Below are 19,416 nucleotides of genomic sequence, written 5' to 3'. Positions count from 1 at the left end.
GCAAGCCACACATGAAAATCATCGATACCGCCATCCCGGACGTCAAAATCATTGAACCCGCAGTATTTGGCGACGACCGTGGTTTCTTCTTTGAAAGCTTCAACCAGAAGCGCTTTGATGAAGCCATCGGCCGCAAAGTCGAATTTGTCCAGGACAACCACAGCCGCTCCAGCAAGGGTGTGCTACGCGGGCTGCATTATCAGTTGAGCCCACATGCACAGGGCAAGCTGGTGCGTTGCACACTAGGCAAGGTATATGATGTTGCGGTGGATATCCGCCGCAGCTCACCCACCTTTGGACAATGGGTTGGTGTAATGCTGTCAGCTGAAAACAAGCGCCAGCTGTGGATTCCGGAAGGATTTGCCCACGGTTTTGTCACGGTGTCCGAGCAGGCTGAATTCCTGTACAAGGCCACCCAATACTATGCCCCATCCTATGAACGCAGCATTATCTGGAACGATACCACGCTGGGCATAAACTGGATGCTCGAAAGCACACCCTCCCTGTCTGGCAAAGACATGCAAGCCTGCGCTTTCAATGCGGCGCAGCTCTTTGATTAAACGGAACACATCATGAAAGCAGTCATTTTGGCAGGTGGTCTCGGCACACGTCTGAGCGAGGAAACCTCGGTTCGCCCTAAACCCATGGTTGAAATTGGTGGCAAACCCATCCTGTGGCACATCATGAAAATGTACTCCCACCACGGGATCAACGATTTCATCATCTGCTGTGGTTACAAGGGCTATTTCATTAAAGAATACTTTGCCAATTACTTCCTGCACATGTCGGATATCACCTTTGACATGCAGAAAAATGAAATGCATGTCCACCAGCGACGTGCAGAACCGTGGAAGGTTACCTTGGTTGACACTGGCGACAACTCCATGACCGGAGGCCGGCTGGGGCGTGTGGCTGACTACGTGAGGAATGAAGAAGCGTTCTGCCTAACCTATGGCGATGGTGTCAGCGATATCGACATTACAGCCACCATTGACTTCCACAAGTCACATGGCAAGGCTGCAACGCTTACAGCGACTTACCCAGCTGCACGTTTTGGTGCACTCGAAATCGACAACAAACACGTGAAGAGCTTCCAGGAGAAACCCAAAGGCGATGGTGCCATGATCAATGGCGGCTTCTTTGTTCTATCCCCGCAAGTACTGCAATACATCAAGAGTGATGCCACCATCTGGGAGCAAGAACCCCTGATGCAACTGGCACAATCTGGAGAGCTGATGGCCTACGAGCACCAAGGCTTCTGGCAACCGATGGACACCCTGCGCGACAAGCACCTGCTTGAAGAACTGTGGGCCACGGGCAATGCCCCTTGGAAGAAGTGGGACTGAAATGAGCAAGCCGAACCTTAACCCGGAGTTCTGGAAAGGCAAGCGCGTCCTGCTCACCGGGCATACCGGCTTCAAGGGCAGCTGGCTGAGCCTGTGGCTGCAAGCAATGGGAAGTGAAATACGTGGGATAGCCCTACCACCCCCAACTGAACCGTCACTGTTTGAGTGCGCAAATGTTGCCTGCGGCCTAGACCACCAGATCTGTGATATCCGCGATTACAACCGTTTGCAAACCCTATTCAACGACTTTGCTCCTGAAATCGTCATCCACATGGCCGCCCAGCCATTGGTCAGGCTTTCCTACCAGCAGCCCATGGAAACCTATGCCACCAATGTCATGGGCACGGTGCATGTGCTGGAAGCGGCCAGAAAGGCCGGAACAGTCAAGGCTATCGTCAACGTCACCACTGACAAATGCTACGAAAACCACGAATGGCCTTGGGGCTATCGCGAAAACGAGCCCATGGGCGGGTTCGACCCCTACTCCAACAGCAAGGGCTGTGCCGAGCTGGTCAGCAGCGCCTATCGTCAGTCTTTTCTGCAAGCCGAAGGCATTGCACTGGCCACCGCACGCGCAGGCAATGTAATTGGCGGGGGCGACTGGGCCGCAGACCGGCTAGTGCCGGACATTCTGCGTGCTTTGGAACAAAATCAGCCCGTATTGATACGCAACCCCCATGCCATACGCCCCTGGCAGCACGTGCTGGAGCCCCTGTCAGGTTATCTACTCCTTGCCCAGAAGCTCCATGAACAGGGCCAGGTCTATGCCGAGGGCTGGAATTTTGGCCCCAGGGACGAAGATGCCAAACCGGTGCAATGGATAGTCGAACAGCTGTGTGCGTCATGGGGTAATGGTGCCAGCTGGACCTTGCAGCCAGGCACCCACCCGCATGAAGCCAATTTTCTCAAACTCGACATCTCCAAGGCACGCCAACGCCTTGACTGGACACCACGCTGGAACCTGGCAACAGCACTGTCCCATATCGTGGACTGGCATCAGGCTTGGCGGCAGGGGAGCGATATGCACGCAATCTGCCTTGATCAAATTACTCAATACCAAACCGTAAAATGACAATCAATCCAATCAATTTTCAGCCCAAGCTTGACGAGCTACGCAGCCAGATCAACGAACTGGTACAGCAGTATGCCGAGATTGCCCATGCACCCAAAGCATTTGTACCCGGACAAAGCCCGGTACCGGTTTCCGGCAAAGTAATCGGAACCCGCGAACTGCAACTGATGGTTGAAGCCTCACTGGACGGGTGGCTGACCACTGGCCGCTTCAATGCGATGTTTGAAGAAAAGCTCGCCCGGTTTCTGGGTGTAAAGCATCTCATCACTGTCAACTCAGGCTCATCGGCCAACCTGGTGGCATTTTCAACCCTGACCAGCCCCAAGCTGGGTGATAGGGCCATCAAGCCGGGTGATGAAGTGATAGGCGTAGCCGCTGGCTTCCCCACCACAGTCAACCCCATCCTGCAGTTTGGTGCAGTCCCGGTTTTTGTTGATGTAGATCTGGCCACCCACAATATTGATGCCAGCAAGATTGAAGCCGCCATTACCCCCAAGACCAAGGCCATCATGCTGGCGCACAGCCTGGGTAATCCTTTCAATCTGGATGTCGTCACTGGCTTGTGCAAAAAGTACAATCTGTGGCTGGTAGAAGATTGCTGTGATGCCTTGGGCGCAACCTACAACGGGCAGATAGTCGGTACCTTTGGCGATATCGCCACCCTCAGCTTCTACCCGGCGCACCATATCACCATGGGCGAAGGCGGAGCGGTTTTCACCAATGACAGCGAGCTGAAAAAGATTGCCGAATCCTTCCGCGACTGGGGCCGGGACTGTTACTGCCCGCCCGGCAAGGACAATACCTGCAACAACCGTTTCTGCTGGACCAAAAAGCAACTGGGTGGTGATCTGCCGGATGGCTACGACCACAAATACACCTACAGCCATTTGGGCTACAACCTGAAAATTACCGACATGCAGGCTGCCTGCGCGCTGGCACAGCTGGACCGGCTGGAAGAGTTCATTGCCACCCGCCGTGCCAATTTCGCCTACCTCAAAGCACGACTTGCCAGCGTGGCGGAATACCTGCATCTGCCAGAAGCCACGCCCAACTCGGAACCAAGCTGGTTCGGCTTCCCGCTCATCCTCAAGGAAAGCGCAGGAGTACAACGCGCGGTGTTGATTGATTATCTGGAACAGAACAAGATTGGCACCCGCCTGCTGTTTGCCGGCAACCTGACCAAGCAACCCTATATGGCAGGGCGTAATTTCCGGGTAAGTGGGGAGCTGGCCAATACGGATGTCGTGATGAACCAGACCTTCTGGCTGGGCACCTTCCCGGGGCTGAGCAAAGAACAGCTGGACTACATTGCCGAGAAGTTAGAAGCTTTTTTCGGAGTTAACTTCTAATGACGAATAATATGCACAGCAATATGTCATCGGACCACAATACTAGCTTTCTTCCCTCTCGCTTACGTCGGACCGTTTTGGAACTGGCAATGACGGGATCAACTGTACATATTGGCTGTGCATTTTCAATTATTGAATTACTTGCTGTTTTGTATCGAGAGTACCTGAGGTACCCAGATAACAATCCTCGCGCGGTGGATCGAGATTATTTGATCCTTAGCAAAGGGCATGGCGTGATGGCGCAGTATGCCTGCATGTATGAGTTGGGTTGGCTAACAGATAAAGATATTAATAATTACTTCAAAAATGGCAGCCAACTAAAAGGCCTATCAGATTCAAGAACCCCAGGGCTTGAGGTAACCTCAGGATCACTCGGCCATGGTTTCTCTATTGGTGTTGGAATTGCAATGGGGCTACTGCGACAGAATTCAGATCAGAAAGTATATGCGATTGTTGGCGATGGTGAGTTGAATGAAGGCCCAATCTGGGAAGGAGCCTTAATTTCGTCTCACCACAAATTAAACAATCTAATGCTGATTGTCGATAAAAATGGATTCCAGGCGATGGGGGAAACTGATGACGTCCTAGCACTAGGCGACCTGTCAAAAAAATTTATCAGCTTCGGATTTGATACATTAGAAGTTGATGGCCACAATGAAATTGAAGTTAGTTCAGCTATCAGACATCTTTGGGCTCGTAAAAATGAAAAACCGAAAGCATTAATTGCCAAAACCATAAAAGGAAAGGGTGTCCCCTTTATGGAGTCCGACAACCGCTGGCATTATACTCGTTTAGATACAAATACTTTTGCTGATGCTATCAGGGCACTCGGCCTTACTGGGGCAAAATAGTGAGAGATGCATTTTCAAATACACTGGTCAAACTTGCTCAGGCAGACAAAAATTTACTACTCCTGACTGGCGATCATGGGTATGCATTATTCGATGAATTTCGAAAAAAATGTCCTGATCAATACATAAATGCGGGCATTGCTGAGCAAAACATGGTTGGCATGGCGGCAGGATTAGCCCGCATTGGGTTCCGACCATTTGTATATGGACTTTCAGCATTCATTCCGATACGGACAGTAGAGCAAATAAAACTAGACATTGCCCATGACAATCTCCCCGTTGTTTTACTCGGGGATGGTGCAGGCTTTGTTTATAGTCACCTTGGCACCAGCCATCAATCAACTGAAGACATCGCATGTATGCGTGCCACTCCCGGGATAGAGATACTTTCGCCTGCTGATCGTTTTGAAATGATAGCAAGCATGGAATATGCTTACGCTGCACGCTGTCCAGTTTACTTACGAATGGGAAAAGCAGACCGAGGGGATGTACACAGTAACATTATAGCTCAATTTAGTTCTGGACACTTGCTACAAATCCACGAAGGAAAGAATGATCGACCCGGACTAATTGCAACTGGTTCAATGGTTCGCACCGCTCTGACATTAGGACATAACCATAATTTATCCGTTTGGAGCGCTCCAAGCCTTAAACCACTTGATATCAATAGTGTTTGTACAGCAGCACAAATTTGCAACGGCCTCATTACGCTGGAAGAACATTCAATTTTTGGTGGTCTTGGAGCTGCCGTTGCAGAAATCACAAGTCAACATTACCCAGTGAAGGTTTTGCGCATTGGGGTAGAAGATCGCTTTTCAGAGCACTGTGGAACTTACGAATATTTGCTTCAAGAGCATGGAATTGATCTTAATACTATAAGCGAAAAAATAATAAAATTTTACCCAAAAATCGAAGCATCGCTATGATCAAAACAATGAAATAAAATGAAAAATACTTCACCAGCCGATCTCCAAGAACTAAGCATCCCCATAGAAGATTTAAAAAGATGTCATGATCTATTAGGTATAGAATCATGGAAAGTACTAACTGGCCAACATATATTCATAACGGGGGCAACTGGTTTTATTGGAAAATGGCTATTGGCAACGCTATTAGATGCCCGAAAAAGGCTTAACATTGACTGTAAAATTACTGCACTTAGTAGAAATCCTGATCATTTTATCCAACAGTGGCCACATCTGAATAATCAGATTGAGTGGATAAAAGGTGATGTAAAAAATTTTACAATCCCAAATAAAAAAATTGATTGCATCATACATGCAGCCACAGATGTCTGCGGTGACGCATCTCCTGACGAAATATTCGCAACATGCCATGATGGAACACGCCAAATAATTTCCTTGGCGAATAAATGCAATGCAAGAACATTGCTTCTCATAAGCTCAGGTGCAATTTACGGTCCCTTTCCAAATGGAGTAACTCAGGTTACAGAATCTCATATTGGCGGGCCTGACCCACTCTTGGCATCTTCCGCATATGCAGAAGGTAAACGGGTATCGGAATGGTTATCCATTCAAGCTGCAAGTGATTTATTTGAAGTTAAAATTGCACGGGTTTTCTCTTTAGTTGGACCTCACTTACCATTAGACAAACATTTTGCAATTGGAAATTTCATCCGCTCAGTCCTAGACAATCAAGAAATTATTATAAAAGGAGATGGTTCCGCGTACCGTAGTTATTTATATGCCGCAGATATGAGTGCATGGCTCTGGGCAATACTATTAAGAGGGAAATCAGGTAAGGCCTACAATGTAGGTTCTGACAAAGCCATATCAATTGAAGAGTTAGCCAAAACAGTCGGCTACGTTTGCAAAAAAAATATTCCAATTAAAATTCTTAATCAATCATCAACGATAAAAAAACCCACATACTATGTTCCCGACATTATGCGCATTCAAAAAGAATTGAATTTGCGGTCACCCATGTCGCTTGAAGACGCAATTATAAGAACTGTTAAATGGTATTTAAATGAAGAAATCAATCACACAAACCACAATACGAACTAACAAAGCAGCAACTTTTACATATAATATCAACTATAATTTATACATTTACACCACCCAAATAGCATAACCACTTACCGAATACAGAGAATTATAACTAACATCCTAAAATTATTAACAGGATTGCACTAAACAAAAATAAGTCGCCTGCCACAATATTAAAAATATATCAATTAAATCTTACTTACTGATTACTTGCTCAAAAAGCACCAACCACTCCCGACTTAAGCGGCAAGGATTTCGCTTTGAAATTTAGCAAAGTTTTATTACTTTATAAAAACACTAGTATAAAGCTAAGTGCATCCCGAATCTGGGACTTGCTTGGAATTGACTCGGCAATTATGTATACTATAATGACTCGAGTTTGGACCAACGCAGCTGGATTAATAACAATCTATCTCATATCAACTAAGCTTTCAAATACAGAACAGGGATTTTATTATACATTCTCAAGTATTTTGGCTATGCAAATTTTTTTTGAACTTGGATTTAGCAATGTACTTTCCCAATTTGCTAGCCACGAAATGGCTAAGTTATCTTGGCGTGATGGCAAGTTATCCGGCGACAAACCATCAGTACGTCGATTGAAATACTTATTTAAGTTAGCAATTAGATGGTACTTAATTTGCTCCATTGCAATGCTAACTGGGCTTCTTATATTTGGTTATAGCTTTTTCAACTCCCAATTAAGAGATCCATCTATCAACTGGCAACTACCTTGGATTTTCCTTGTTATTGCTGCCAGTGGAAACTTATTTATTTCTCCACTGATATCCTTGTTCGAAGGGTCTGGTTTTTTAGCACAAATTGCGAAATTTAAATTTATTCAATCCATCACTTCAAATTCAATCTCATGGATTTTATTGTCATTAGGTACGAAATTATTCATAAGTGCGGCAGCCGCTACTGTTATTTTATTAACAAGTACATTTTGGCTATATAATAATTTCCGTCACTTTATATTTGACGTATTACATGAAAAACACTCAGAAGAGGCTATTTCGTGGAAAAATGATATTTGGCCAATGCAATGGAAAATAGCATTAAGTTGGTTAAGTGGTTATTTTATTTTTCAAATTTTTACACCAATTGCATTTAAATATCACGGCCCTGTCATTGCAGGTCAAGTTGGGATGAGCCTAACAATTACAAGCGCTTTGAGTGTTTTTGCTATGGCCTGGATAAACACAAAAACACCATTATTTTGTCAGTGCATTGCGAATAATGACAACGCGCTACTTGAATATTATTTCCAAAAATCATTCAAACAATCAATTGGAATTTTACTTGCTTCAGTAGCAATATTAAATGGTGGCATCCTATTTATTAATTATAACAACCTCGCTATCGCGTCACGAATATTGCCACCATTCCAATTCTCAATGCTCACTGTTACGGTCATTGCGAATCATATTATATTCTCTCAAGCCACATTTATTAGAGCACATAAAAAAGAATTATATCTCGGCCATGCAATTTTACTAGCAATACTAATTGGCTCCATTTGTTATTACCTTGGCCGATATCAAACAGTTTCAGATATGCTAAGTAGCTATACAATTATTATGATAGCAATCGGAGTGCCATACTCAACTTTCATATACAGAAACTTCAAAATAAAGAAACAAACATGACAGATAAAATTCAACCCCTTTTATCAATTTGCATCCCGACCTACAATCGCATCAACTCATTAAAATCTCATTTGCCATTATTATTAGAGATAATAAAACCCTCTCAAGAAATCAATCTCATTGTTTGTGACAACTGTTCGTCAGATGGAACCAGAGAATATTTAATTGAATTACAACGTGATTATGATTTTACATATCATGTAAATATAGAAAACTTAGGCTTTGATAGAAATTACTTGAAGTGTATAGAGCTCGCAACAGGCGAATTTACTTGGGTACTAGGCGATGATGACATTATTGATGATAGATCTATAGCCCAAATAACGCACATCCTCCACAATGAAAATGTGGATTATTTAATCATAAACGGTGGGCAATTACAAAAAAGCTCTAAAACCATTTTACCACGTTTAAAATTAGACAGTAATATTGAATTAACTGACATAAACGTTCTTTTTAAAAATTTTGCTTGGCATGCAACATGGATAAGCGCATGCATATTTAGAACAAACCCAGCAAAACAATATAAATCCAAAAAATTTATCACTTCTGGATTTACACAAGTTGACCTACTTTTAAGTATATTTGGAAATTCCACGAGATACATGCTACTTAAGCAACCTATCGTATACCAGTCAGAAAACGTAAGTGAATACTCTCGAAGTATATCAGCAGTTTTATCATTATTCTCGGACTCACTTTATTCAATTTCAAACAATTATCTTGGAGAAAAACTTTCACAAAATACAATTAATTCATTCATGCTAGGTCATTACGATAATTATGGGTCATTTAATTTTAAGGCAGCTCTTTATTATAAAATTCAAGGGCAAATATCTTTTCTATACGTTATAAAAAACTACTCTAGATTAGCAAGAATTACACGGCACCCCTCCGTATGGATCTATGCGTCATTAACACCAAACTATTTAATAAAGATTGCTAGAAAAATATGGAAGACATTGGAAAATAGAAAATCGGCACTGTGAAATTATAAAATTATCATAGAAACCAGATCCGCAATACATTACTTCGCCTATCAATCAATTTCATTCCGGCCAAATCACATTTAATTAAACAACCTTACAAACATCGCATTAACTCGCCATGTCAAATTATTATTCAACAATTCGAACACTGACGTATTTATAATTAACGGCATTTACAGAAATTAATTTATTTATTCATATTAATAGATTTGTGAAATAATTTGACCTAATGCTTGAGCCAAGCAACCATTAAAATGAATCACTATAAATATACACATTATTACCCATGACCCAAGCACCACGCATTACTGCAATCTACACCACCTACAACCCAGACGATGGCTTCCGTGAGCGTATCCGGCACGTAGTCGGCTTCTGCGCGTCTACCATTGTTGTGGACAACACTCCAGGGGGGCATGTGTTTGCTCCAGGGCAGACCGACGACCTGATCTTGCTCCAAGATGGCTGCAATAAGGGCCTGGGTGCTGCATTGAATGCAGGAATTGCAGAGGCTTTACGTCTTGGCAGCGATATGGTTGTGTTGTTTGATCAGGACAGCAGCCCTCCTGCTGATTTTATGCCAGCACTGTACCAGGGGCTGCTTAATGCAGGTTCGCGTGCGATTATCGGGCCTTGGCTGGTTGACGATGCCGCCGTGTCATCCGCCCACGCCTGTTCTGGCGCAGAGCCGGTGCTTGAGGAAGTCACGTGCATCGCCACCTCCGGTATGTGTTTCAACTTGGCCGGTTTAACGGAAAACGACCGTTTTACTGAAGATTTTTTCCTGGATTTCGTGGATTTTGATTGGTGTTGGCGTTTAAGAAAGCAGGGTTGGCGCATTTGCCGTTTGCGTTCCTTGCCCATGCCTCACCGCTTGGGTTTGGCGCAGCACAAATTCTTGGGGCTGACTTACCATGTCCCTGCTCCGTTTAGGCACTACTTTCAGTTTCGCGATACCATCAAGTTGTGTACGCGGTCTTATGTACCGCTATATAGTCGGGTCCGGTTATCACTGATTCTGTTACCCAAGTTGCTGGTATATCCATTTTTGCTTGATCGGGGCTTGGAACGGCTAAACTGGATGCTACGTGGCATACGTGATGCCATGCATTCCGTCCCCGGCATTGGTGCTGCAGCAGCCAAGCTGCAAGGCAGGTCTCCCTCTAATTCTTCTCAGTGATCAGACTTATGAAATTGGTTTCGATTGTTGCAGGTGGTGCCGGTTTTGTCGGTGCAAACCTGGTTCCAGAGCTACTGGCTCGCGACCGTATTGTTGTGGTTTCCGATAACTATTGCCGGGGCACCGTTGATAACCTTGCCAAGGTGCAGGGGCATCCTAACTTGCACCTGGTGGAGGCAGATCTATCGGTGCGCGAACAAGTCAATGCCCTTTTCCAGCAGGCACAGGCACTGGGAGCCATTGATGAGGTTTGGCATCTGGCAGCCAATTCAGATATTCCGGCGGGTGTTCTGGACAGCGATGTTGATTTCAAGGACACCTTCCAGACTAGCTTCGAGTTGTTGCGTGCCATGCGTGATTTTAAAGTGGACACACTCCATTTTGCGTCCAGCTCTGCCGTATATGGTGATATGGGTGATCAGCTTCTCCATGAGGCCATTGGTCCCTTGTTGCCCATTTCAAACTACGGTGCCATGAAATTGGCTTCCGAGGCGCAAGCCAGTGCTGCTGCAGAAAGTTTTCTGAGTCGTGTGAATCTGTTCCGCTTTCCCAATGTTGTGGGCATCCCTGCCACCCATGGCGTAATTCTGGATTTTGTAAACAAACTCGCTACTGATCCTACCATTTTGCATGTATTGGGGAATGGCACTCAGCAAAAAGCCTATCTGCATGTTTCTGATTTAGTTAGAGCAATGTTATTGATCGCGGATCGACCTACCGCTAATAAAGTGGAGCTGGTGAATATTGGCCCCACCGACGAAGGTGCGACAGTGCGTTACATCGCGGAGTGCGTCGTGGCACGCATCTCTCCTTTGGCACGCATCGCTTATGGTGAGGGTAACCGGGGTTGGGTTGGCGATGTTCCCAAATTCAACTACTCGACTGAGCGTATTCAGTCTTATGGTTGGAGTCCTGTATTGGATTCAAAGCAAGCCATTGCACGCGCGGTTGATGAAGTTGCCATCCAGCAAGGATTTTAAGGTGTGCCTGTGACGGTTACTTCTACCTCGAATTCCCCCCGTATCAGCATTATCGTTCCCTCATTCAATGAGCCGGAGCACGTATTGCGTGAAAGCCTCGATAGCATCGCGGCACAAACCTTCAGCGATTTTGAATGCCTGGTAATTGACGAAAGTACACAAGCCGAGGCCGAGGCCTGCTGCCGCGCGCTGTGCGAACGCGATGCGAGGTTTCGTTATGTACACCCTGAACAACGTATCGGTCTGGCCGCAAGCCTGAATCTTGGGATACAGATGGCACGAGCGCAGTTGATTGCGCGCTTCGATGCTGATGACATTTGCTTGCCTTATCGTCTTGAGAGGCAGCTGGCTTTTCTTGATGCGCATCCCGATATTGGCGTCCTAGGTGCTGGTCTTGAGATATTCAGTGCCGAGCGTGGCACCATTGCGATTCGCCATTATCCGGCAGGTGCAGCCCGGATCGAACGGCGCTTTCAATGTACAACGCCAATCGCCCATCCAACCGTCATGATGCGTAAGTCAGTACTGGAACAGTTTGGTACTTATAATCCTGACTTCCGTTTTGCAGAAGATCTTGATCTCTGGCTTCGGCTGCTCAATCAAGGAGTGCGTTTTGCCAATCTTCCAGATGTGTTGGTGCGCTACCGCCAACAGTCGACTGCCCGCAATTCGCTACATTGGCAATTTAATGTTAAGGCCAGAATAAATAACTTTAGCCATCGTTATTGGTTGCTTCGTGTCATGGGCCTTGTTGCAATCTCCACTTGGCGCATCATTCCAAAACCAATACAAGAACAAGTATTTCACCTTCTGATCTTGCGTAAACGCTAATGTATTAAAGTGATATCTAACATGACTGAACACTCAAGACTCTGTAACGTTGCCATTCTTGCCGGAGGTATGGGTACCAGGCTACGTTCACGCACTGGCAACTTACCCAAACCGATGGCACCTGTTCTTGGTCGGCCCGTACTAGAACACTTGATAGATTTGTGTGTTCGGCATGGATTTCACAACATTGCTTTGCTTGTTCATTATGAGCACGAAATAATCCGCTCCCATTTTGGTGATGGTCATCGCTTTGGTGCGCGCCTGCACTATTGCGTTGAAACCGATGCACGTGGCACAGCAGGAGCTCTACTAGACGCGTTACCTAGTATGGATTCGCGTTTCTTGGTCCTGTACGGGGACACATATGCAGATGTAAATCTCAAACGACTTTGGAGTGCACACCTTGAAAGTGATGCGGATGCAACTCTGCTGCTTCATCCTAACGATCATCCACAAGATTCTGATCTGGTTGAAGTCGATGCAAATGGTCGTATCGCTGCAATTCATCCATACCCGCATCTGGTAGGTAGCACGTTATCCAATCTGGTTAACGCAGCAATGTACGTGATGAATCGCCAGAATCTGGACACGGTTATACCCTCGACTGGCCATTTTGACCTCGCCAAACACACCTTCCCTGCCATGCTGGCAGCTCAGCGATGCTTACGCGCTTATGTGACGCCAGAGTACATCAAGGATATGGGAACCCCAGAGCGCTTGGATAAGGTGGCGCGCGACATTGTGGCCGGGCTGCCTGAAAAACTCTCTGACCGTCAGCTTCGACGTGCAATCTTCATTGACCGGGATGGCACGATTAATCGAGAGGTCAATCATCTAAACTCACCTGAGCAGCTGGAGCTACTGGATGGTGCTGGCGAGGCCATACGCAAGTTGAACCGTTCCGGTACACTTGCAATCTGTGTGACCAACCAACCCGTAATCTCCAGAGGGGAAGTAAACGAAGCTGGCATGCGAGCCATTCACTCACGCCTAGACCAGTTGCTGGGGGATCATCATGCCTATCTGGATGCACTTTATCTTTGCCCCCACCATCCTGATAAAGGGTTTGCTGGAGAAGTACCGGAACTCAAGATACGTTGTAATTGCCGTAAGCCTGAAACTGGACTCATCGATCATGCCGTCAGAGATCTGCACATATCCCGCAGAGACTCATGGATGGTTGGGGACTCCACCAGCGACATCCGAGCAGGTAGAGATGCAGGTCTGAGCACAGTATTGATTCGGAGTGGCTACGCAGGTGAGGACGGAAAGTACCCTGATATCCCGGATTATGTAATGCCAGACCTAGCAGCAGCTGTTGAGTGGGTCCTGGAAGGGCATCCTCGAATGATGCAACGTCTACTGCCAACCGTGCCAATGGCGTTGTCAGCCCGTATAATCCTGATTGGGGGTCCCGCCAGGGCGGGGAAAACAAGTGCTGCACGATGCCTGTCTGAACAATTGCAGTTGCTTGGTAAAACCACCCACATCATCTCTTTAGATGGTTGGTTAAAACCAGCTGATCAGCGCCAGGAAGGAACAGGTGTTTTAAAAAGATACGACATGGTAATGATCCGCTCTATTGTGGGTAGGATTAAAAACTCCACGGACCGGGTTGTTCATACTCTACCAATTTATAGCCGTGCCAAGCGAGAAAGCCAGTCTACCCACCACTTGTCAGTTGGGCCTGATGATATTGTAATTGTTGAAGGTGTTCCTGCATTACTTGATGATGAATTGCTATCTATAGCAGATCTCCGTTTATTTATTGATATCGATGATGAACAACGCAAGAAACGACTAGAGTTGGATTATTGTTGGCGACCAGAAAATCAACAAGAGTCCAAATCAAGAATTAACTCTAGGGAGATTGATGAAGTGCCTACTGTTAAAACTAGTGCAATCAAAGCAGATTTTGTAATCTCCGGACAAGCAATTTAAACATGATATTAAGCAAAACCCCACTGCGCATGAGCTATGTAGGCGGTGGCAGTGATATGGCGGTTTACTACCGCGAAGAGCTTGGTGCAGTACTGTCAACATCTGTCGATAAGTACATGTACATTGCTGTAAATCCAAAGTTTGATGGTCGTATCCGCCTGAGTTACAGCGTGACTGAAGAAGTCGATTCTACAAGCCAAGTTCAGCACCCTCTCGTGAGAGAGGCTCTCACGATGCTCGGCATCCACGGTGGAATTGAAATTACCTCAATGGCTGATATCCCATCCAAGGGATCTGGGCTTGGTTCTTCTAGCAGCTATACTGTTGGTCTTTTAAATGCGCTGTATGCTTACAAGAACCAATTTGCATCAAAATCAATGTTAGCCCAGCAGGCCTGTGATATTGAGATCGAACGATGTGGTGAGCCTATTGGTAAGCAGGATCAATATGCAGCCGCCTTTGGCGGCATGAACCTGATTCGATTTCACCCGGACGAATCTGTTTCTGTTGATCCTGTAATATGCGCCCCCGAATTACTACAAAGCCTGGAAGACTCTACTTTGGTATTCTTTACAGGGCGAACCCGGAGTGCATCTGCAGTATTGGCACAACAACAAAAAGCCCTCTTATCACCTGACCGTAAACGCTTGATGCGGCGTATGGTGCAATTAGCATTTGAACTCAAAACTGAGATGGAGTCAGGCTCACTAGATAATTTCGGTGAATTGCTCAATGAGAATTGGCAATTGAAGACCCAGTTAGCCTCTGGAATTACAGATCCACAGATCGACAGATGGTATCAAGCAGGTCTTAGAAATGGTGCTCATGGTGGAAAATTGCTCGGTGCTGGCAACGGTGGCTTCATGATGTTTTTTGCACCCCCACACCTGCACAATGCAATTCGTGCGGCACTACCTGAGTTGCAAGAGGTCAAATTCAATTTTGATCGCAATGGTGCACAAATTGTCTTCTATCAACCAAGTGAGGCCACCTCAAAATGACTATCTCTTTTTCTGTTGAAAACTACTTTTCAGCCCATACTAAACTTGCTGAAAGTCTCGACCATAATGTATTCCAAGCGGGTATTGATCTTATTCGCAGAAAATTTGATGCTGGTAAGAAAATTATTACCTGTGGAAATGGTGGAAGCGCATCTACTGCATCGCACTACATCACAGATTGGAACAAGATGATCAATCTAGCCACTGGTAAAAAATTCAGAGGCATCTCTCTCTGTGACAATATCGGTGCAATAACCGCGTTTGCCAATGATTTATCATATGATGAAATTTTTGCAGGACAGCTTAAGTCAATCTTAGATGAAGGTGACTTAGTTATCGCCATCAGCGGCAGTGGCAATTCAAGAAATGTAATAAAAGCAGTTGAATATGCAAACGCCAATGGCGCAGATACTTTGGCAGTAGTGGGATATGATGGCGGAAAATTAATGCCATTAGCCAAACAGCATATCTTAGTCCCTTCATTCGACATGCAACTGTGTGAGGATATTCACCTCATGTTTGGTCATATGGTTATGAAAACATTATGCGGAAATAAAATTAAAATTTGAAATTAATTTTCCATTTATTTTTAAATATATTACATATACTCCCCCCCTAAAATCTCTAAAATCCATTCTTATTTATACGTTTTAACGTTATATATATCGCAAAAACATAGCAAGAAAATTTCTTATACAAGCCTTAAAGATTGTAAAGAAATGCTTCTTTCCCTATCAGCATTTGATAGCATCGTTAACAGCAAGACAACAAGGAAATGCGTTGTATCAAACATGTATGGATTTGTTGATGAATAAACCAGATACATAAAAAATATTAAAGCATTTTCACGAGACAGCACTTTTCCCACATAATAAACAACATTAGCAATGTATAACAAAGAGCCAAACAGTCCAATCTGAAAAAATATAAACAACGACTGCAATTCTATATACAAAGAGGATGAATAATTATTAAAAACCCCATCGGGAATGCGCGCACCAAATCCCCATCCCGTAATAAAAGTTAGAGGATTTTCCAAAAATCTATTTTCAATTGCGCAAATCTGGTCAAATCTTATCCCCATTGAGCTTGCCCCACCATCAAATTTCATCGAAATTATTTCGTACAAATGAGTCATTAAAAAAGGGCTTATGCAAACACAGCATGTGATAAAGAACATTTTTCCAAATCGATCCGATTTAATAAAAATATAAATAAATATCACAATAAAAAATGTCAAATTTCCACAAAATACTATTGCAAAAAAATACAGGACACTGAAAAATTTATAAAAAAATGATTTAGCTCTATTTTGATAGCTGACCATGAATAAAAATGGAATGAGTGCATTTCCAACCAACTGAACCCTATAATAAACCCCATCAAATGAATATATATCACCCAAATTATTAATCAAAACAAAAGATCTTAAATCGTTTGCAAAGACTGCATCCCCCACCACCATCAAATAAAAACCAATTGAAATAACAACCACAGCCTGAATTCCGCCAACCCCCAAAATGATTTTCAAAGGTGGTGACTTTTCTTTTACTTGAAATGCCAATATTGTTGCAACAACTATTACAAAAAATCTAAATGAATTAATTACATCCCCCCAAACCACAGCCCCAATCAAAAAATTTAATAACATAAAAAAAATAAAAAACACTGTCACTCGTGCAATTTTTTTTATAGCCAAAAATAATGCCGCCAACAACACAACGAAATTCATTAATAAATTATAGTCACGCAGAATAATCTGCTGCGTCAAAAAATACGTAAGAAGAACAGCACAAAATCCAAAGAAATGTGGTTTTCTATACGAACATGAAAAATCGCTATCGGTTACATTATGCATAAATAAAAAATATCTCATTCCAAATAACTTAAATAGACACAAAACAACAGCATGAAAATCAACATTAAACCAAAATACAATCTAAAAATAATGATTAATTACTAACACAGAAATTATTTGATGATAAAAGTCATCCAGCAAATTTATTAAAAAAGACTCAATGCCTCAAGTATTAGCAGAGCCGTGGCCACGGCCATAAAATACAACATTAATTTCTAAGTAGTTACTACTTCAATATAGTGATAAAAAAATAAGCATACAGCACAACAGTATATCCCAAACCATGGACTGTATTGATCGATAGGCAAACAGTAAATATTAATTTATCTACAGCCTGCGCATCAACAACCAACTCATAGGCAGCCATATCAAATTTATTGAATCGCTAAATGTGCTGCACATTGTAACAGCTGCCTTGGCTACAGCCACATACCGCATACATAAAGAAAAAGCCCGCCAGTCGGCGGGCCTCTTTAACACAAAGCAACTGGCAGCCAGCGCTTACCACACCTGCAGGTAGCTCAGCATGCCTTCCGCTGCCTGACGACCTTCGAACACCGCACGTACCACCAAGTCGGCACCGCGTACTTGGTCACCACCGGCGAAGATCTTGGCGTGGCTGGTCTGGTACTTGAACTTGGACTTTTCGGTCGCGATGGTACGGCCGTTGGGCTGGCTGCTGATGCCGGCGCGGTCAAACCAGCTGGCTGCTTCCACCTGGAAGCCGAAGGCGATGATGACGTGGTCGCACTCGATGCGCTCTTCGCTGCCCGGTACGATTTCGGCATTGCGACGGCCTTTTGCATCCGGCTCGCCCAGGCGGGTTTCGGCCAGAATCACCGCCAGCGCGCCATTGGGCAGCTGTTCGATGCCCACCGGCTGGCTGTTCCAGCGGAATTCCACGCCCTCTTCCTTGGCATTGGCCACTTCACGCTTGGAGCCCGGCATGTTTGCCTCGTCACGGCGGTAGGCGCAGGTGACGCGCTTGGCACCCTGACGGATGGCGGTGCGGTTGCAGTCCATGGCGGTGTCACCACCACCCAGCACCACCACGCGCTTGCCGGCCATGGAGATGGCTGGCTCGCCTGCGGGCAGGGTTTCCATGCACTGGCGCACGTTGTTCACCAGATACGGCAGCGCTTCCAGCACGCCCGGCAGGTCTTCACCGGCAAAGCCACCCTTCATGTACTTGTAGGCACCCATGCCCATGAACACGGCGTCGTACTGTTCCAGCAGGGCTTCGATTTCGATGTCCTTGCCGATTTCGGTATTCAGTACGAACTCCACGCCCATGCCTTGCATGATTTCGCGACGGCGCTGAACAACTGCTTTTTCCAGCTTGAATTCGGGAATGCCAAAGGTGAGCAGGCCGCCGATTTCTTCGTAACGGTCGTACACCACCGGCTTCACGCCGTTGCGCACCAGTACGTCGGCACAGGCGAGGCCGGCCGGGCCGGCACCGATGACGGCGACTTTCTTGTTGCTCCACACCACTTTGGACATGTCCGGACGCCAGCCTGCCTTGTAGGCTTCGTCGGTGATGTATTTTTCGATACTGCCGATGGTGACGGCACCAAAACCACCCTGATTCAGCGTGCAAGCGCCTTCGCACAGGCGGTCTTGCGGGCAAACGCGGCCACAGATTTCCGGCAGGCTGTTGGTCTTGTGGGACATTTCGGCGGCTTCAAACAGCTTGCCTTCGTCCACCAGCTTCAGCCAGTTGGGGATGTAGTTGTGTACCGGGCATTCCCATTCGCAATAGGGGTTGCCACAGGACAGGCAGCGCCCGGCCTGTTCGGCTGCATCCACCTGATGCAGCGGTTGGTAGATTTCCTTGAACTCAATCTTGCGCACCGCAGCTTCGACTTTTTCGCCGGGGTTGCGGGAGAGCTTCATGAACTGAAAAACATCACCTGACATCGTTTTCTCCCTGTTTGGGAGTGGGGAGTCGGGAGTGGGGAGTAACCCCCGGCCCGACCAGCCCACTTAATCTTTCAATTTGTTTCGCAAACTGCTGATCAATGCAGAAAGCAGCTTTCCGGTTTTGTTGAGTGCCGGGATTCCTGAATGTTGCTGTGGGAGATAGCCAAGGCGGACTGCCAATTCCAGCTGTGTATCCATCTCACTGAGTGAGCCACGCGCCACAACCAGAAAATGGACATAGTCTCTGGTGGTACTGCGTGCGGCCCCTTCAGCAATATTGGAGGGAATGGACACTGCTGCGCGCCTAAGCTGGGCTGTCAGGCCGAACTTTTCTTCGGCAGGAAAGCTGGCGGTCAATTGATAAATCAACTGTGCCAAATTCATACTTTCCTGCCAGGCGTGTAGCTGCTTGTGCGGCTTGTCCACTCCCTACTCCC

The 19,416-nt window shown here is 45.6% G+C and carries 18 protein-coding genes; 15 read left to right on the top strand and 3 right to left on the bottom strand.

What is annotated here, in order from left to right; translation table 11 throughout:
• Positions 1–11: 11 nt before the first annotated feature.
• The 15 genes from rfbC (at position 12) to GSR16_RS01890 (ending at position 15,767) form a co-directional block, all read left to right on the top strand.
• A complete protein-coding gene (gene rfbC / locus GSR16_RS01960) occupies positions 12–560 on the top strand; it encodes a dTDP-4-dehydrorhamnose 3,5-epimerase (RefSeq protein WP_159874907.1) in 549 nt (182 codons plus the stop codon).
• Positions 561–572: 12 nt separating this feature from the next.
• Complete coding sequence (gene rfbF, locus GSR16_RS01955; protein ID WP_159874906.1) at positions 573–1,346, top strand: glucose-1-phosphate cytidylyltransferase; 774 nt, start codon at positions 573–575, stop codon at positions 1,344–1,346.
• A 1-nt stretch (position 1,347) separates the two neighbouring features.
• Positions 1,348–2,418 carry a CDP-glucose 4,6-dehydratase gene (gene rfbG / locus GSR16_RS01950; protein WP_159874905.1) on the top strand — a complete coding sequence of 357 codons (1,071 nt, stop codon included), beginning with the start codon at positions 1,348–1,350 and terminating at the stop codon, positions 2,416–2,418.
• Positions 2,415–3,767: a lipopolysaccharide biosynthesis protein RfbH gene (gene rfbH / locus GSR16_RS01945; RefSeq protein ID WP_159874904.1), complete on the top strand. Its 1,353-nt coding sequence runs from the start codon at positions 2,415–2,417 to the stop codon at positions 3,765–3,767. The genes rfbG and rfbH overlap by 4 nt, the downstream gene beginning before the upstream one ends.
• A gap of 89 nt (positions 3,768–3,856) precedes the next feature.
• Positions 3,857–4,618, top strand: coding sequence for a transketolase (locus tag GSR16_RS01940; RefSeq protein WP_205677478.1), 762 nt, complete (start codon positions 3,857–3,859; stop codon positions 4,616–4,618).
• Positions 4,618–5,544: a transketolase family protein gene (locus GSR16_RS01935; protein WP_159874903.1), complete on the top strand. Its 927-nt coding sequence runs from the start codon at positions 4,618–4,620 to the stop codon at positions 5,542–5,544. The genes GSR16_RS01940 and GSR16_RS01935 overlap by 1 nt, the downstream gene beginning before the upstream one ends.
• Before the next feature lie 18 nt (positions 5,545–5,562).
• Positions 5,563–6,645, top strand: a complete 1,083-nt coding sequence (locus tag GSR16_RS01930) for an NAD-dependent epimerase/dehydratase family protein (RefSeq protein WP_159874902.1) — start codon at positions 5,563–5,565, stop codon at positions 6,643–6,645.
• A gap of 242 nt (positions 6,646–6,887) precedes the next feature.
• On the top strand, positions 6,888–8,276 hold the full coding sequence (locus GSR16_RS01925) for a hypothetical protein (RefSeq protein ID WP_159874901.1): 1,389 nt from the start codon (positions 6,888–6,890) through the stop codon (positions 8,274–8,276).
• Entirely contained in the window at positions 8,273–9,265 is a 993-nt protein-coding gene (locus GSR16_RS01920; protein ID WP_159874900.1) for a glycosyltransferase family 2 protein, read from the top strand. The genes GSR16_RS01925 and GSR16_RS01920 overlap by 4 nt, the downstream gene beginning before the upstream one ends.
• A gap of 286 nt (positions 9,266–9,551) precedes the next feature.
• Positions 9,552–10,445 carry a glycosyltransferase family protein gene (locus tag GSR16_RS01915; RefSeq protein WP_159874899.1) on the top strand — a complete coding sequence of 298 codons (894 nt, stop codon included), beginning with the start codon at positions 9,552–9,554 and terminating at the stop codon, positions 10,443–10,445.
• A gap of 8 nt (positions 10,446–10,453) precedes the next feature.
• Entirely contained in the window at positions 10,454–11,425 is a 972-nt protein-coding gene (locus tag GSR16_RS01910; RefSeq protein WP_159874898.1) for an NAD-dependent epimerase/dehydratase family protein, read from the top strand.
• Positions 11,426–11,509: 84 nt separating this feature from the next.
• On the top strand, positions 11,510–12,256 hold the full coding sequence (locus GSR16_RS01905) for a glycosyltransferase (RefSeq protein WP_240902579.1): 747 nt from the start codon (positions 11,510–11,512) through the stop codon (positions 12,254–12,256).
• A 21-nt stretch (positions 12,257–12,277) separates the two neighbouring features.
• Complete coding sequence (locus tag GSR16_RS01900; RefSeq protein ID WP_159874896.1) at positions 12,278–14,197, top strand: HAD-IIIA family hydrolase; 1,920 nt, start codon at positions 12,278–12,280, stop codon at positions 14,195–14,197.
• A gap of 2 nt (positions 14,198–14,199) precedes the next feature.
• Positions 14,200–15,198: a GHMP family kinase ATP-binding protein gene (locus GSR16_RS01895; RefSeq protein ID WP_159874895.1), complete on the top strand. Its 999-nt coding sequence runs from the start codon at positions 14,200–14,202 to the stop codon at positions 15,196–15,198.
• Positions 15,195–15,767, top strand: a complete 573-nt coding sequence (locus tag GSR16_RS01890; protein ID WP_159874894.1) for a D-sedoheptulose-7-phosphate isomerase — start codon at positions 15,195–15,197, stop codon at positions 15,765–15,767. Before GSR16_RS01895 ends, GSR16_RS01890 begins: the two co-directional genes overlap by 4 nt.
• Positions 15,768–15,889: 122 nt before the next feature.
• Here GSR16_RS01890 and GSR16_RS01885 read toward each other — a convergent pair whose 3' ends face one another.
• The 3 genes from GSR16_RS01885 to GSR16_RS01875 all read right to left on the bottom strand — a co-directional run bounded on the left by GSR16_RS01885 (position 15,890) and on the right by GSR16_RS01875 (position 19,405).
• Complete coding sequence (locus GSR16_RS01885; RefSeq protein WP_159874893.1) at positions 15,890–17,056, bottom strand: hypothetical protein; 1,167 nt, start codon at positions 17,054–17,056, stop codon at positions 15,890–15,892.
• A 501-nt stretch (positions 17,057–17,557) separates the two neighbouring features.
• The gene (locus GSR16_RS01880; RefSeq protein ID WP_159874892.1) at positions 17,558–18,976 is read right to left on the bottom strand and encodes an FAD-dependent oxidoreductase; all 1,419 of its coding nucleotides are present in this window, start codon (positions 18,974–18,976) and stop codon (positions 17,558–17,560) included.
• Positions 18,977–19,042: 66 nt separating this feature from the next.
• Positions 19,043–19,405, bottom strand: a complete 363-nt coding sequence (locus tag GSR16_RS01875) for a four helix bundle protein (RefSeq protein WP_124642246.1) — start codon at positions 19,403–19,405, stop codon at positions 19,043–19,045.
• Between the last annotated feature and the right edge of the window lie 11 nt (positions 19,406–19,416).

The organism is Aquitalea denitrificans (assembly GCF_009856625.1).
GTDB classification, from domain to species: domain Bacteria; phylum Pseudomonadota; class Gammaproteobacteria; order Burkholderiales; family Chromobacteriaceae; genus Aquitalea; species Aquitalea denitrificans.
This window is presented reverse-complemented; position numbering and strand designations above follow the sequence as displayed.

Coding starts and splice junctions, on each gene's coding strand:
- rfbC (WP_159874907.1), top strand. CDS start 12: ATGAAAATCATCGATACCGCCATCCCGGACGTCAAAATCATTGAACCC.
- rfbF (WP_159874906.1), top strand. CDS start 573: ATGAAAGCAGTCATTTTGGCAGGTGGTCTCGGCACACGTCTGAGCGAG.
- rfbG (WP_159874905.1), top strand. CDS start 1,348: ATGAGCAAGCCGAACCTTAACCCGGAGTTCTGGAAAGGCAAGCGCGTC.
- rfbH (WP_159874904.1), top strand. CDS start 2,415: ATGACAATCAATCCAATCAATTTTCAGCCCAAGCTTGACGAGCTACGC.
- GSR16_RS01940 (WP_205677478.1), top strand. CDS start 3,857: ATGACGGGATCAACTGTACATATTGGCTGTGCATTTTCAATTATTGAA.
- GSR16_RS01930 (WP_159874902.1), top strand. CDS start 5,563: ATGAAAAATACTTCACCAGCCGATCTCCAAGAACTAAGCATCCCCATA.
- GSR16_RS01920 (WP_159874900.1), top strand. CDS start 8,273: ATGACAGATAAAATTCAACCCCTTTTATCAATTTGCATCCCGACCTAC.
- GSR16_RS01915 (WP_159874899.1), top strand. CDS start 9,552: ATGACCCAAGCACCACGCATTACTGCAATCTACACCACCTACAACCCA.
- GSR16_RS01910 (WP_159874898.1), top strand. CDS start 10,454: ATGAAATTGGTTTCGATTGTTGCAGGTGGTGCCGGTTTTGTCGGTGCA.
- GSR16_RS01900 (WP_159874896.1), top strand. CDS start 12,278: ATGACTGAACACTCAAGACTCTGTAACGTTGCCATTCTTGCCGGAGGT.
- GSR16_RS01895 (WP_159874895.1), top strand. CDS start 14,200: ATGATATTAAGCAAAACCCCACTGCGCATGAGCTATGTAGGCGGTGGC.
- GSR16_RS01890 (WP_159874894.1), top strand. CDS start 15,195: ATGACTATCTCTTTTTCTGTTGAAAACTACTTTTCAGCCCATACTAAA.
- GSR16_RS01885 (WP_159874893.1), bottom strand. CDS start 17,056: ATGCATAATGTAACCGATAGCGATTTTTCATGTTCGTATAGAAAACCA.
- GSR16_RS01880 (WP_159874892.1), bottom strand. CDS start 18,976: ATGTCAGGTGATGTTTTTCAGTTCATGAAGCTCTCCCGCAACCCCGGC.